The sequence below is a fragment of the Kosakonia pseudosacchari genome, assembly GCF_900184035.1.
Taxonomy (GTDB): domain Bacteria; phylum Pseudomonadota; class Gammaproteobacteria; order Enterobacterales; family Enterobacteriaceae; genus Kosakonia; species Kosakonia pseudosacchari.
In genome coordinates this window covers 1-15,305 of sequence record NZ_FXWP01000008.1, presented here as the reverse complement: position 1 = coordinate 15,305, position 15,305 = coordinate 1, and the positions used below count along the sequence as shown (strand labels likewise).

Sequence of the window (15,305 nt, the reverse complement as noted above, 5' to 3'; positions counted from 1 at the left end):
TCTCTTACGCAGCCCCTATACTGTTAACAGTTCCTCTTTTGCATGTTCAAGGACAAGAAAATGCATATCAAACAACTATCCTTTACAAGACCAATTCTGGTGAGCCTGGCCGGGATCCTCCTCAGTTTTGTGATCATCGCGATAATGATTATCGTCGGTATGCGCAAAGAGACGCTGGAGGAGTACCACGATGTGAATCGTAACTTCGCGCATAACCTGGCGGTGAATTACACCCAGTCGATCCTGCGCGAAAACGACTATGTTCTCAATCGCGCCGCCGCATTCTTCGCCCATGACGATCAGTTAGACGCCACCGTGAACGGCGATCGGGACAAGGGGCTGAAATTACTGATGCAGTTGCTGGCGCTAATGCCCTCGGTATCGTCGATTTCTCTCGCCGACTCGCGCGGCACTTATCTGCGTGCGCCACAGGTGATGGGTAGCGGTGAGCGTTTCAACGCCAGTACACGCCCGTGGTTTATGCACCAGGCGGAAGCCAGCATGTTTAACCACTATACCCACACCTATATGGATTTTTTTACCCATAACCCGACAGTGAGCATCTATAAACCGGTGATAGCGCCAGACGGTAAATTAAAAGGAACGCTGGCTTTTCACCTTGATCTGGCCTCAATGGGTTACACCCTGCGCACCATGCAACCACCGATGCCTGGCGAATTCTTCGTTATCGATGGCGAAGGCAAAGCGATGCTGCATCCGGACACTGGCGCGCTATACAAGACACTTATCAGCCCAGCAATACTCGCGGCGATGACCAGTGCTGAAAGTGCGCTTTACGATGAAAAAAATGCCTGCTGGTATTACTACTACGCCTTCACCAACCCGGAATGGTTTGTCATCTATAAAGTGTCCGCCAGCACACTTGATAAACGTGTTCGCCATCAGATGCAGCTTGTCGGCTGGGGGTTAACCACGGCGGCAGTGTTTATCATTCTGTTTGGTCTCTATTTACGCCACAGCGCGCGCACGGTGCTGATCAACATCATTGATGCGATAAAAACCGGTGATGTAACCCGCGCTCCACGGCTCGAAGCGATGCTGAGTAACGCCATTGAAAGCAGTAAAAAGCGCGAGCAAACATGGGTACGACAGGCGACCATGGATGCGCTGACCAATTGTAAGAATCGCCGCGCCTTTGATGCCGATATTACCGCGCTGATGAACGATCATCAGCCGTTCGCGCTGGCGTTGGTGGATATCGATAATTTCAAATCGATTAACGATACCTGGGGCCATTTGAATGGCGATATCGTGCTGCGCAACGTGGCGCGCGAAGGTATTCAGATCCTGCAGCCGCAGGGGATTTCGCTCTATCGCTACGGTGGCGAAGAGTTCGCGGTGATTTTCCCGCATGCGCATATCGATAATTCGCTGGCGCTACTGGAGCAGTGGCGTGTGAAAGTGGAGAACCGTACCTGGCGCGAAAAAGAGCTGTCGGTCACCTTTAGCGCTGGTTTGGGCGAGTGGCACATGGAACCGCTGAACCAGTTGGTCGGCCGTGTGGATGAAGCGCTGTATAAAGCGAAGCAGCAAGGTAAAAACCGGATTCTACTGGTGAATCACCCGTAACCAGGCGGCGCTTCGCAAGGTTGCAACCGGTTTCATGTTATGCAGGGATTCTTTGTGATGCCCTACACACAATCGCGGTAAAGCGGTTGTTGAACCCAACAGCGCGGGATAATTATCACCTATCCCATCAACACCGAGGCTGACTATGAAAAACATCGTTTTATGCTGTGCAGCGGGTATGTCCACCAGCATGTTGGTGCAACGCATGAAAGACGCGGCGCAGAAAAAAGGCGTCGAGGTCACTATCAAAGCGGTTCCTGTTGCGGAATTTAAAGATGAAATTGCAACAGCGGATATCGTGTTGCTGGGGCCACAGGTGAAATACGAGCAGGCAAAATTGCAGGCGCAGGCGGATCCGCTGGGCAAGAAAGTGGCGGTTATCGACATGATGGATTACGGCATGATGAAAGGCGATGTCGTTCTGGAAAAAGCCCTTAAGCTACTGGAGTGAAGGCGTGGAAGATTTAGAAACCATCATTATGGAGTTGTTGGTTAACGCGGGCGCGGCGCGTAGCCAGGCATTAACCGCGTTACAGATGGCGCGTAAAGGCGACTTTGCGGAAGCAGAAAAAGCGATGGAAGAGTCGCGCGAATTCGTTAAAGCCGCGCATAAAATTCAAACTCAGCTTATCGGGCTCGATGAAGGCACCGGTAAGCTGCCGGTGAATTTGATCACCGTTCATTCACAGGATCACCTGATGAACGCGATGGTGATTCAGGATCTGGCAACCGACATGATCGAGCTTTACCGCCGCATCCCACCGCGTGATTAACGCATCGCTTTAATACGACTACGATGCCCGCTCTGGCGGGCTTTTTTTCGCGCAGCCAAAAGCCGTGGCGTATTTTCCCTACGTAAATGCACAACATGGCAATTCGGATTGGTGCGGGGGAATGCTACTCCCGTTGCATATACAACGCGACCTGCAGCGCGAGAACGGTCTTAACGCGCGGATTTCAGGCGAAAAAAAACCCGCCGAAGCGGGTTTTTTAATACGCGAAACGATTACTCGTTGTCGGAACCACCCAGACCTGCGTTCAGCAGTTCTGCCAGGCTCGCGGACGCGTCTTCCGCAGTCACCTGCGGTGCTGCCGGCAGTTCACCAGCGGCACGACGGCGCATACGATCCTGATGGTACGCATAACCGGTACCAGCCGGGATCAGACGACCCACGATAACGTTCTCTTTCAGACCGCGCAGTTCGTCGCGTTTGCCCGCAACGGCTGCTTCGGTAAGCACACGAGTGGTCTCCTGGAACGATGCCGCGGAGATGAAGGACTCGGTTGCCAGAGACGCTTTGGTGATACCCAGCAGATCGCGTGCATAGGTTGCACCGATTTTGCCGTTCGCTTCGAGTTCGCGGTTAGCGATCTTAACGCGAGAGTATTCAACCTGCTCACCTTCCAGGAAGTCGGAGCTTCCTGCGTTAACGATGGTGGCTTTACGCAGCATCTGACGAACGATAACTTCGATGTGCTTATCGTTGATCTTAACGCCCTGCAGACGGTAAACGTCCTGTACTTCGTTGGTGATATAACGCGTTACCGCGTGTACGCCACGAAGACGCAGAATGTCGTGCGGCGCTTCCGGACCGTCGGAAACCACGTCACCACGTTCTACACGTTCACCTTCAAACACGTTGAGCTGACGCCATTTCGGAATCATCTCTTCGTACGGTTCGCTACCGTCAACCGGTGTGATCACCAGACGACGTTTACCTTTGGTCTCTTTACCGAAGGAGATGATACCGCTGATTTCCGCCAGGATTGCCGGTTCTTTCGGACGACGTGCTTCGAACAGATCCGCAACGCGCGGCAGACCACCGGTAATATCCTTGGTACCGCCGGATTCCTGCGGAATACGCGCCAGGGTGTCACCGGAGCTGATCTGTACGCCATCTTCCAGCTGAACAATCGCTTTACCCGGCAGGAAGTACTGGGCAGGCATATCGGTGCCTGGGATCAGTACGTCGTTGCCATTGGCGTCAACGATTTTCAGTGCCGGACGCAGGTCTTTACCGCCAGAGGTACGCTCTGCGGAGTCCAGAACCACCAGCGAAGAGAGACCGGTCAGTTCGTCGGTCTGACGCGTAATCGTCTGACCATCGATCATATCGGTGAAGCGGATGAAACCAGCCACTTCAGTGATAACCGGCATGGTATGTGGATCCCAGTTTGCAACGGTTTCACCGCCAGCAACCTGCTCGCCATCACCTTTCGCCATGACCGCACCGTAAGGCACTTTATAGCTTTCTTTGGTACGACCGAATTCGTCGATCAGTTTCAGCTCAGTGTTACGGGAGGTGATAACCAGTTTGCCGCTGGAGTTCACAACCGTCTTCGCGTTGCTCAGGCGGATGCTACCTTTGTTTTTCACCTGGATGCTGGATTCAGCAGCCGCACGAGATGCCGCACCACCGATGTGGAACGTACGCATCGTCAGCTGTGTACCCGGCTCACCGATGGACTGTGCCGCGATAACGCCGATGGCTTCACCTTTGTTGATGATGTGACCACGCGCCAGGTCACGGCCATAGCAGTGGGCGCACACACCAAAGTCGGTGTCACACGATACAACGGAACGCACTTTCACGGAGTCAACAGAGTTCGCTTCCAGCAGGTCACACCACTGTTCGTGCAGCAGCGTGTTGCGCGGAACCAGAATATCTGCGGTACCCGGCTTCAGAATGTCTTCTGCAGTTACACGACCCAGAACGCGATCGCGCAGCGGCTCTTTAACATCACCACCTTCGATAACCGGCGTCATGGTGATGCCTTCCAGCGTGCCACAATCGTCTTCGGTTACGACCAGATCCTGCGCTACGTCAACCAGACGACGGGTCAGGTAACCGGAGTTCGCGGTTTTCAGTGCGGTATCCGCCAGACCTTTACGCGCACCGTGCGTGGAGATGAAGTACTGGAGTACGTTCAGGCCTTCACGGAAGTTCGCGGTGATCGGCGTTTCGATGATGGAGCCATCCGGCTTCGCCATCAGACCACGCATACCAGCAAGCTGACGAATCTGGGCTGCAGAACCACGCGCACCGGAGTCAGCCATCATGTAGATGCTGTTAAAGGAAACCTGCTGCTCTTCAACGCCGTCACGGTTAATAACGGTTTCGGTTTGCAGGTTATCCATCATCGCTTTGGATACGCGATCGTTCGCCGCGGCCCAAATATCGATAACTTTGTTATAGCGTTCGCCAGCGGTCACCAGACCAGACTGGAACTGCTCCTGGATCTCAGCAACTTCGGCTTCTGCCTCAGAGATGATCTCGTGTTTTTTCGCCGGGATGACCATGTCATCGATACCAACGGATGCACCTGAACGCGCTGCATAAGCAAAGCCGGTGTACATCGTCTGGTCAGCAAAAATAACGGTCGGTTTCAGGCCCAGAATGCGGTAACAGGTGTTAAGCATTTTGGAGATAGCTTTCTTGCCCAGCGCCTGGTTGACGATGGAGAAAGGCAGACCTTTAGGAACGATCATCCACAGAATCGCACGGCCAACGGTCGTGTCTTTCAGGCTGGTTTTCGCTACGAATTCGCCGTTAGCGTCTTTTTCGTACTCGGTGATACGCACTTTAACGCGCGCATGCAGAGAGGCCAGGCCAGCGCGGTAAATACGCTCAGCTTCTTTCGGGCCAGTCAGCACCATGCCTTCGCCTTTGGCGTTAACACAGTCACGGGTCATGTAGTACAGACCCAGTACAACGTCCTGAGACGGAACGATGATAGGTTCGCCGTTCGCCGGAGACAGAATGTTGTTGGTGGACATCATCAGCGCACGCGCTTCCAGCTGGGCTTCCAGCGTCAGCGGTACGTGAACAGCCATCTGGTCACCATCGAAGTCGGCGTTGTATGCCGCACAAACCAGCGGGTGCAGCTGGATAGCTTTACCTTCGATCAGTACCGGTTCAAACGCCTGGATACCCAGACGGTGCAGTGTTGGTGCACGGTTCAGCAGTACCGGGTGTTCGCGGATCACTTCGTCCAGGATATCCCAAACAACAGCTTCTTCGCGCTCAACCATTTTCTTCGCGGCTTTGATGGTGGTGGCGAGGCCACGCAGTTCCAGCTTGCCGTAGATGAACGGTTTGAACAGCTCCAGTGCCATTTTCTTCGGCAGACCGCACTGATGCAGACGCAGGTATGGACCTACGGTGATCACAGAACGACCGGAGTAGTCAACACGTTTACCGAGCAGGTTCTGACGGAAACGACCCTGTTTACCTTTGATCATATCGGCCAAAGATTTCAGCGGACGTTTGTTGGAACCGGTGATCGCACGACCGCGACGGCCGTTATCCAGCAGGGCGTCAACCGCTTCCTGCAGCATACGTTTTTCGTTGCGTACGATAATGTCCGGCGCCGCCAGATCCAGCAGGCGTTTCAGACGGTTGTTACGGTTGATCACGCGACGATACAGATCGTTCAGATCCGACGTTGCGAAACGACCACCATCCAGCGGAACCAGCGGACGCAGGTCCGGCGGCAGCACTGGCAGAACGGTCAGGATCATCCACTCCGGTTTGTTACCAGACTGTACGAACGCTTCCAGCAGTTTGATACGCTTGGTCAGTTTCTTACGTTTGGTTTCGGAGTTGGTTTCGTTCAGCTCTTCGCGCAGCTGTTCGCACTCTTGCTCCAGATCCATGCTTTTCAGCAGGGCCTGAATAGCTTCGGCGCCCATTTTCGCGTCGAATTCGTCACCGAACTCTTCCAGCGCGTCCAGGTACTGTTCTTCGGTCAGGATCTGGTTACGTTCCAGATTGGTCATACCGCCTTCGATAACCACATAGGATTCGAAGTACAGAACACGTTCGATATCGCGCAGCGGCATATCCAGCAGCAGGCCGATACGGGACGGCAGAGATTTCAGGAACCAAATGTGGGCGGTCGGAGACGCCAGCTCGATGTGGCCCATGCGCTCACGACGCACTTTAGTCTGGGTCACTTCAACGCCGCACTTCTCACAGATCACACCACGGTGTTTCAGGCGCTTGTACTTACCGCACAGGCACTCGTAATCTTTTACTGGCCCGAAAATACGCGCACAGAAAAGGCCGTCACGCTCAGGTTTGAACGTACGGTAGTTGATGGTTTCCGGCTTCTTAACTTCACCAAAAGACCATGAACGGATCATGTCTGGCGAGGCCAGAGCAATTTTGATCGCATCAAACTCTTCGGTTTTAGTTTGCGCTTTCAGAAACTTTAATAAGTCTTTCACGGATTTGCTCCCGTCGGAGTTAGCACAATCTGGCGCCGGGTTTTACCCCGACACCAGTGACCTGTTTGAGCGAGAGTTACTCGTCTTCCAGCTCGATGTTGATACCCAGCGAACGAATCTCTTTCAACAGTACGTTGAAGGACTCAGGCATACCCGGTTCCATCTGATGGTTGCCGTCCACGATGTTTTTATACATCTTGGTACGACCGTTCACGTCATCAGACTTAACGGTGAGCATTTCCTGCAGGGTGTATGCCGCGCCGTATGCTTCCAGCGCCCACACTTCCATCTCCCCGAAGCGCTGACCACCGAACTGCGCCTTACCACCCAGCGGCTGCTGAGTAACCAGGCTGTAAGAACCGGTAGAACGCGCATGCATCTTGTCATCAACCAGGTGGTTCAGTTTCAGCATGTACATGTAGCCAACGGTAACCTGGCGCTCGAATTGCTCACCGGTACGACCGTCGAACAGTGTGATCTGACCGGAAGTCGGCAGGCCACCCAGCTGTAACAGTTCCTTGATTTCAGACTCTTTCGCACCGTCGAATACCGGCGTTGCGATCGGCATACCTTTACGCAGGTTTTCCGCCAGACGCAGAACCTCATCATCGCTGAAGGTGCTCAGGTCGACTTTCTGACGAACGTCAGCGCCCAGATCGTATGCACGCTGGATGAATTCGCGCAGTTTCGCGACTTCTTGCTGCTGTTTCAGCATGGCGTTGATCTTATCGCCGATACCTTTCGCAGCCATACCCAGGTGGGTTTCAAGGATCTGACCGATGTTCATACGCGACGGTACGCCCAGCGGGTTCAGTACGATATCAACCGGCGTGCCGTTTTCATCGTATGGCATATCTTCGATCGGGTTGATCTTAGAGATAACACCCTTGTTACCGTGACGACCTGCCATTTTATCACCAGGCTGGATCTGACGTTTAACAGCCAGATAAACCTTAACGATTTTCAGCACGCCCGGTGCCAGATCATCGCCCTGAGTGATTTTGCGGCGTTTCGCTTCGAGTTTTTTCTCGAACTCGTGTTTCAGTTCGTCATACTGCTCAGCCAGCTGTTCCAGCTGATTTTGTTTCGCTTCGTCGGTCAGGCCGAGTTCCAGCCAGCGGTCACGCGGCAGTTTGTCGAGCTTCTCAGCTTCAACGCCGCCGGAAACCAGCACGGTGTGGATACGGCTAAACAGGCCAGCTTCGAGGATCTGCAGTTCTTCAGACAGGTCTTTCTTCGCCTGTTTGAGCTGCATTTCTTCGATTTCCAGCGCACGTTTGTCTTTTTCCACGCCATCGCGCGTAAAGACCTGAACGTCGATAACGGTACCGGAAACACCGTTCGGTACGCGCAGAGAAGAGTCTTTAACGTCAGACGCTTTCTCACCGAAGATCGCGCGCAGCAGTTTCTCTTCTGGCGTCAGCTGGGTTTCACCTTTCGGCGTTACCTTACCAACCAGAATGTCGCCGCCGGTCACTTCCGCACCGATGTAAACGATACCGGATTCATCCAGTTTGGAGAGCGCAGCTTCACCCACGTTCGGGATGTCGGCGGTGATCTCTTCTGGCCCCAGCTTGGTGTCACGAGACACGCACGCCAGTTCCTGGATGTGAATAGTGGTGAAACGATCTTCCTGAACCACACGCTCGGAGACGAGGATGGAGTCTTCGAAGTTGTAACCGTTCCACGGCATGAACGCTACGCGCATGTTCTGACCGAGCGCCAGTTCACCGAGGTCAGTGGACGGGCCGTCTGCCAGCACGTCGCCGCGCTCAATTGGCTCACCCAGATAAACACACGGCATCTGGTTGATACAGGTGTTCTGGTTAGAACGGGTGTATTTGGTCAGGTTATAGATGTCGATACCTGCTTCGCCCGGGTACATCTCATCTTCGTTAACTTTGATAACGATACGAGAGGCATCCACGTACTGAACAGTACCGCCACGTTTAGCAACCGCGGTTACACCGGAGTCAACGGCAACAGCACGTTCCATACCGGTACCAACCAGCGGCTTGTCAGCGCGCAGAGTCGGAACCGCCTGACGTTGCATGTTCGCACCCATCAATGCACGGTTGGCGTCATCGTGTTCCAGGAACGGGATCAGGGACGCACCGACAGAAACCACCTGTTGGGTGGAAACGTCCATATAGTCAACCTGGTCTGCACTGAAGAGGCTGGATTCGCCTTTGCTGCGGCAGGTCACCAGATCGTCTACGAAACGACCTTCTTCCGTCAGGTTGGTGTTCGCCTGAGCGATAACGTAGTTACCTTCTTCGATAGCAGAAAGGTAATGGATCTCGTCAGTCACCACGCCGTCGGTCACTTTACGGTACGGCGTTTCGAGGAAGCCGTATTCGTTAGTCTGTGCGTACACGGACAAGGAGTTGATCAGACCGATGTTCGGACCTTCAGGCGTTTCGATCGGACATACGCGACCGTAGTGGGTCGGGTGTACGTCTCGAACTTCAAAGCCCGCACGCTCACGGGTCAGACCGCCTGGGCCGAGTGCAGAGATACGACGTTTGTGCGTAATCTCGGACAGCGGGTTGTTCTGGTCCATAAACTGTGACAGCTGGCTGGAACCGAAGAACTCTTTAACGGCTGCAGAGATAGGCTTCGCGTTGATCATGTCCTGCGGCATCAGGGTATCCAGATCGCCCAGAGACAGACGCTCTTTCACCGCACGTTCTACACGAACCAGGCCAACGCGGAATTGGTTTTCCGCCATCTCGCCGACGGAACGGATACGACGGTTGCCGAGGTGGTCGATATCATCCACTTCACCGATACCGTTACGGATACCGATGAGCTTTTTCATCACTTCGATGATGTCTTCTTTGCTCAGGATACCGGAACCTTCGATGCTGTCGCGCAGCAGAGAACGGTTGAACTTCATACGGCCAACCGCAGAAAGATCGTAGCGGTCTTCGGAGAAGAACAGGTTCTCGAACAGGCTTTCCGCAGCTTCGCGAGTCGGCGGCTCACCAGGGCGCATCATGCGGTAGATTTCTACCAGCGCGCTCAGACGATCGTTAGTCGGGTCGACACGTACAGTCTCAGAGATGTACGGACCGTGATCCAGATCGTTGGTGAACAGGGTTTCGATACGTTTGTGACCAGACTGGCTCAGCTTCGCCAGCAGATCGAGCGACAACTCCATGTTTGCCGGGCAGATCAGCTCGCCAGTGGATTCGTCAACGTAGTCTTTAGCCGCAACTTTGCCTGCGATGTACTCAACCGGTACTTCAATGTGTTGAATTTCGTCTTTTTCCAGCTGACGAATATGGCGCGCGGTAATACGGCGGCCTTTTTCAACATACATTTTGCCGTTTGCTTCGATATCGAAGGATGCAGTTTCGCCACGCAGACGTTCCGGCACCAGTTCCATCTGCAACTTGTTGTCGCGGATTTCAAAGACAACTTTTTCAAAGAACAGATCAAGAATCTGCTCAGTGGTGTAGTTCAGCGCGCGCAGAATAATGGTCGCCGGCAGTTTGCGGCGGCGGTCGATACGCACGAAGAGGTTATCTTTCGGGTCGAACTCGAAGTCCAGCCATGACCCACGGTAAGGAATAATACGTGCGTTATAAAGCACCTTACCAGATGAGTGGGTTTTACCCTTATCGCTGTCGAAGAAGACGCCAGGACTACGGTGCAGCTGAGAAACGATAACACGCTCAGTACCGTTGATAACAAAGGTACCGTTGTCAGTCATGAGCGGAATTTCGCCCATGTAGACTTCTTGTTCTTTAATGTCTTTAACGGTGCCTTCCGGCGCTTCGCGCTCGTAGATCACCAGACGCAGTTTTACGCGCAGCGGTGCGGAATACGTTACGCCACGGATCTGACATTCTTTAACATCAAAAACAGGTTCGCCAAGACGGTAGCTGACGTATTGCAGTTCCGAATTGCCGCTGTAGCTCTTAATCGGGAACACGGAGCGGAAAGCCGCTTCCAGACCGTACTGCCCTTCAGGATCTTGCTCGATAAACTTCTGGAACGAGTCAAGCTGGATAGAAAGGAGATATGGGACATCCAGTACTTGTGGACGTTTACCAAAATCCTTACGAATACGTTTTTTCTCGGTATAGGAGTAAACCATAGGGTTCCTCAGCTCGCTGACAAGTCGACCCACTCTGTCCGTCGAAAGGGACAGTTTATGCAACACTATTTTTTTAGACCGGAAAGTGGAGCACTTTCCGCAATGCTTGTTGCTATCACGCTTAAATCATTTCATTGCGATTTACACAGAAAGAATTTTCTGTCGCAGTATATTAAGTCGTCGATAGAAACAAGCATTGTAAAGGCTACTGGCAGTCAAACAGTGTGAAACGCTACCGGTACCTTCTACAGCGCAAAAAGGCTGGTGACCAAAAAGTCACCAGCCATCAGCCTAATTTCTCAGGCTGCAACCGGAAGGGTTGGCTTATTTAACTTCAACTTCAGCGCCAGCTTCTTCCAGAGATTTTTTCAGAGCTTCAGCGTCATCTTTGCTCACGCCTTCTTTCAGAGCGGCCGGAGCAGATTCTACCAGGTCTTTAGCTTCTTTCAGACCCAGGCCAGTTGCGCCACGTACTGCTTTGATAACAGCAACTTTGTTAGCGCCAGCGGCTTTCAGAATTACGTCGAACTCAGTTTTTTCTTCAGCAGCATCAGCAGCCGGGCCAGCAGCAACAGCTACAGCAGCAGCAGCAGAAACACCGAATTTTTCTTCCATTGCAGAGATCAGTTCTACAACGTCCATTACGGACATAGCGGCAACTGCTTCAATGATTTGATCTTTAGTGATAGACATTTAAATTGTTCCTGAATATCAGAATAAGTTTATACGTAAGCAAATGCTTTATAAAGAAAACTGCGATTAAGCAGCTTCTTTCGCATCGCGTACAGCAGCCAGAGTACGAACCAGTTTGCCAGCAGAGGCTTCTTTCATGGTTGCCATCAGGCGTGCAATTGCTTCTTCGTAGGTCGGCAGGGTTGCCAGGCGATCGATCTGGGACGCCGGGATCAACTCACCTTCAAAGGCAGCGGCTTTGACCTCAAATTTTGCATTCGCTTTCGCGAACTCTTTGAACAGACGAGCAGCAGCGCCCGGGTGTTCCATAGAGTATGCAATCAGGGTCGGACCAACGAACGCGTCTTTCAGGCACTCAAAAGCAGTACCTTCAACAGCACGGCGCAGCAGGGTGTTACGAACAACACGCATGTAAACGCCAGCTTCGCGACCTGCTTTACGCAGTTCGGTCATTTTATCTACGGTAACGCCACGGGAATCCGCAACAACCGCAGACAGCGCGCCTTTGGCTACTTCGCTGACTTCAGCAACAATCGCTTGTTTGTCTTGAAGATTTAAAGCCATTAGCTTTGCTCCTGGATGTTTGCCAGGGCTCATGCCCTGGAACTCACTTCACTCTTCTCAATGAAAAGAGCGTCTTAATACGGTGAGCAGAAACAAGCCAAAGAGTACTTTAAAAATAATCTTTAGGTTCTGTCACCGTCTACGCAGGGAATTAAGCTTCTTACGAAACACCTGCGGTCTTCGACGGAGGCCTGGATTAGGCCAGGCTCCAACGAACAAATCTGTTTGTTTGCTAACTTACGCTAGCAAAACGTGGGGGTAAGATTGTAGACAAATCCACCACCCACGTAAAGGCGAATATTAGTTCGCTACTGCGTTCAGACCAGCCTGGTCTACCGCAACACCCGCACCCATGGTGGTGGAGATGCTAATTTTCTTGATGTACACGCCTTTCGCCTGAGACGGTTTTGCTTTTTTCAGCGCTACCAGCAGAGATTCCAGGTTTTCTTTCAATTTGTCAGCGTCAAAATCCACTTTACCGATGGTGGTATGGATGATGCCGTTTTTGTCGTTACGGTAACGAATCTGACCCGCTTTAGCGTTTTTAACCGCTTCAGCAACGTTCGGCGTTACGGTACCAACTTTCGGGTTTGGCATCAGGCCACGCGGACCCAGAACCTGGCCCAGCTGGCCAACAACGCGCATTGCATCCGGAGAAGCAATAACTACGTCGAAGTTCATTTCGCCTTTTTTGATCTGCTCAGCCAGATCTTCCATACCTACCAGCTCAGCGCCAGCTGCTTTAGCAGCTTCAGCGTTCGGGCCCTGGGTAAATACGGCTACGCGAACAGAACGGCCAGTACCGTGCGGCAGTACAGTTGCACCACGTACGTTCTGGTCAGATTTACGTGCGTCGATACCGAGGTTAACGGCAACGTCTACGCTTTCTACGAATTTAGCAGTGGCCAGCTCTTTCAGCAGAGCAATGGCTTCGTTGATGTCGTACTGTTTGGTCGCATCAACTTTGTCACGGATCACGCGCATGCGCTTGGTCAGTTTAGCCATTTCTTAATCCTCCACTACCAGGCCCATGGAACGCGCAGTACCTTCGATTGAGCGAGTCATCGCTTCAATGTCGGCACCGGTCATGTCCGCGGCTTTAGTCTGAGCAATTTCCTGCACCTGAGCGCGGGTTACTTTGCCCACTTTGTCTTTGTTCGGCTTGCCGGAACCAGACTTGATACCAGCCGCTTTCTTCAGCAGAACTGCTGCCGGAGGCGTTTTGGTAACGAAAGTGAAGGAGCGGTCAGCGTAAACGGTAATAACAACCGGAATTGGCAGACCTTTTTCGATGGAATCAGTTTTGGCGTTAAACGCTTTGCAGAATTCCATGATGTTAACACCCTGCTGACCCAGAGCCGGACCAACCGGTGGGCTCGGGTTTGCCATGCCAGCTGCAACCTGCAGCTTGACGTAGGCCTGGACTTTCTTAGCCATTGAAATTTCCTCGTTTGGGTATAGCGCCCCGAAAGGCTCCCCGTGTTTGAATACGTTTTAAGGATTCGAGACCCATAAAAACAAAAGGCGCGAAATTGTATGTCAATTTCGCGCCCTGTGCAACGTTTGATCGCCGAATATTTAGGCTTTTTCGACCTGGCTGAAATCCAGCTCTACCGGGGTCGCACGACCAAAGATAGAAACGGACACTTTCAGGCGAGACTTCTCGTAGTCCACCTCTTCAACCACACCGTTAAAGTCGGCGAACGGGCCGTCGCTAACGCGGACCATTTCACCCGGTTCAAACAGCGTTTTCGGACGCGGCTTATCACCAACCTGTTGCAGACGGTTCATGATCGCATCCACTTCTTTATCGCTAATCGGCGCCGGACGATCGGACGTGCCGCCGATGAAGCCCATTACGCGCGGAACGCTGCGTACCAGGTGCCAGCTGGCGTCATTCATCACCATCTGGACAAGGACGTAGCCCGGGAAGAATTTGCGTTCGCTTTTGCGACGCTGACCGCCACGGATTTCGACCACTTCTTCGGTCGGCACCATGACTTCGCCAAACAACTCTTCCATATTGTGTAATTTGATATGCTCGCGCAGCGAAGTGGCTACGCGGCCTTCAAAACCGGAAAACGCCTGAACGACGTACCAGCGCTTTTTAGGAGCTTCAGACATCTCAGAACCTCAGGCCAGTGATAAAGGAAACCAGGCGGACCAGAATACCATCCAGTCCCCACAGGATCAGTGACATGACTGCAGTTACGGCAGCCACGATCAATGTGGTGTGCAATGTTTCCTGACGAGTGGGCCAAATCACTTTACGTACTTCGGTTCTCGCTTCACGGGCAAAAGCGACGGTCGCTTTACCCTTCGTCGTCAACAGCGCGACACCACCTGCTGCAGCAATCAGAATAACAACTGCCAGCGCGCGGAGCGGCAGCATCATGTCACGATAAAGATAGTTGCCAACGATAGCCACGAGCAGCAGTACTGCAACAACAACCCACTTCATCGCTTCCAGGCCGCGCCCGCTCCCTTGAGCTTCGGTATTCGCACTCATAAACCAACCTGTCACAAGAATTCAGACAAACATTTTTGCCCCGCATAAGCGAGGCAACCAAACCGAAATGCTCTGGCGAGATTCGGACTAACGCCCTCTTCAGAGCCTGTCTCAGCAATGATTATGACAAATAAAATCACTGATGAGCCAGGTTCTGGTTCGAAAGCGTACAAAAAGGGCATCAAATGATGCCCTCTTCTTGCGCATTGCGTCAAATGTTATCAGCGATTAGCTGAGAACTTTTGCTACAACGCCCGCGCCAACGGTACGGCCGCCTTCACGGATTGCGAAACGCAGACCATCGTCCATCGCAATCGGGTGAATCAGGGTAACAACCATTTTGATGTTGTCGCCCGGCATTACCATCTCTACGCCTTCCGGCAGTTCGATGGTGCCAGTCACGTCGGTTGTACGGAAGTAGAACTGCGGACGGTAGCCTTTGAAGAACGGAGTATGACGGCCGCCTTCATCTTTGGACAGAATGTACACTTCAGATTCGAATTTGGTGTGCGGCTTGATGGAACCCGGCTTAGCCAGTACCTGACCACGTTCGATTTCTTCACGTTTGATACCACGCAGCAGAACACCTACGTTCTCACCAGCACGGCCTTCGT

The 15,305-nt window shown here is 52.7% G+C and carries 12 protein-coding genes; 3 read left to right on the top strand and 9 right to left on the bottom strand.

What is annotated here, in order from left to right:
• The first annotated feature begins 60 nt into the window (after window positions 1-60).
• The 3 genes from BN2591_RS01955 to BN2591_RS01945 all read left to right on the top strand — a co-directional run bounded on the left by BN2591_RS01955 (window position 61) and on the right by BN2591_RS01945 (window position 2,363).
• Entirely contained in the window at window positions 61-1,590 is a 1,530-nt protein-coding gene (locus BN2591_RS01955; protein ID WP_086868570.1) for a sensor domain-containing diguanylate cyclase, read from the top strand.
• 145 nt (window positions 1,591-1,735) lie between these two features.
• Complete coding sequence (locus tag BN2591_RS01950) at window positions 1,736-2,041, top strand: PTS sugar transporter subunit IIB (protein WP_017460023.1); 306 nt, start codon at window positions 1,736-1,738, stop codon at window positions 2,039-2,041.
• Between the two features lie 4 nt (window positions 2,042-2,045).
• A complete protein-coding gene (locus BN2591_RS01945) occupies window positions 2,046-2,363 on the top strand; it encodes a PTS lactose/cellobiose transporter subunit IIA (RefSeq protein ID WP_017460024.1) in 318 nt (105 codons plus the stop codon).
• Window positions 2,364-2,596: 233 nt separating this feature from the next.
• Here BN2591_RS01945 and rpoC read toward each other — a convergent pair whose 3' ends face one another.
• From rpoC to BN2591_RS01890, 9 genes are all read right to left on the bottom strand, one after another.
• Window positions 2,597-6,820: a DNA-directed RNA polymerase subunit beta' gene (rpoC, locus tag BN2591_RS01940; RefSeq protein ID WP_086868568.1), complete on the bottom strand. Its 4,224-nt coding sequence runs from the start codon at window positions 6,818-6,820 to the stop codon at window positions 2,597-2,599.
• Between the two features lie 76 nt (window positions 6,821-6,896).
• A complete protein-coding gene (rpoB, locus tag BN2591_RS01935) occupies window positions 6,897-10,925 on the bottom strand; it encodes a DNA-directed RNA polymerase subunit beta (protein ID WP_086868566.1) in 4,029 nt (1,342 codons plus the stop codon).
• Between the two features lie 324 nt (window positions 10,926-11,249).
• Window positions 11,250-11,618: a 50S ribosomal protein L7/L12 gene (gene rplL / locus BN2591_RS01930; protein ID WP_014882064.1), complete on the bottom strand. Its 369-nt coding sequence runs from the start codon at window positions 11,616-11,618 to the stop codon at window positions 11,250-11,252.
• 66 nt (window positions 11,619-11,684) lie between these two features.
• Window positions 11,685-12,182 carry a 50S ribosomal protein L10 gene (gene rplJ, locus BN2591_RS01925; protein ID WP_038865708.1) on the bottom strand — a complete coding sequence of 166 codons (498 nt, stop codon included), beginning with the start codon at window positions 12,180-12,182 and terminating at the stop codon, window positions 11,685-11,687.
• A 300-nt stretch (window positions 12,183-12,482) separates the two neighbouring features.
• Window positions 12,483-13,187, bottom strand: coding sequence for a 50S ribosomal protein L1 (gene rplA, locus BN2591_RS01915; protein ID WP_086868564.1), 705 nt, complete (start codon window positions 13,185-13,187; stop codon window positions 12,483-12,485).
• A gap of 3 nt (window positions 13,188-13,190) precedes the next feature.
• The gene (gene rplK, locus BN2591_RS01910; protein ID WP_002438627.1) at window positions 13,191-13,619 is read right to left on the bottom strand and encodes a 50S ribosomal protein L11; all 429 of its coding nucleotides are present in this window, start codon (window positions 13,617-13,619) and stop codon (window positions 13,191-13,193) included.
• A 141-nt stretch (window positions 13,620-13,760) separates the two neighbouring features.
• Window positions 13,761-14,306, bottom strand: coding sequence for a transcription termination/antitermination protein NusG (gene nusG / locus BN2591_RS01905; RefSeq protein ID WP_006816549.1), 546 nt, complete (start codon window positions 14,304-14,306; stop codon window positions 13,761-13,763).
• A 1-nt stretch (window position 14,307) separates the two neighbouring features.
• Window positions 14,308-14,691, bottom strand: coding sequence for a preprotein translocase subunit SecE (gene secE, locus BN2591_RS01900; protein ID WP_003033128.1), 384 nt, complete (start codon window positions 14,689-14,691; stop codon window positions 14,308-14,310).
• Window positions 14,692-14,919: 228 nt separating this feature from the next.
• On the bottom strand, window positions 14,920-15,305 hold a 386-nt coding region (locus tag BN2591_RS01890), incomplete at its 5' end, for an EF-Tu C-terminal domain-related protein (RefSeq protein WP_143468230.1).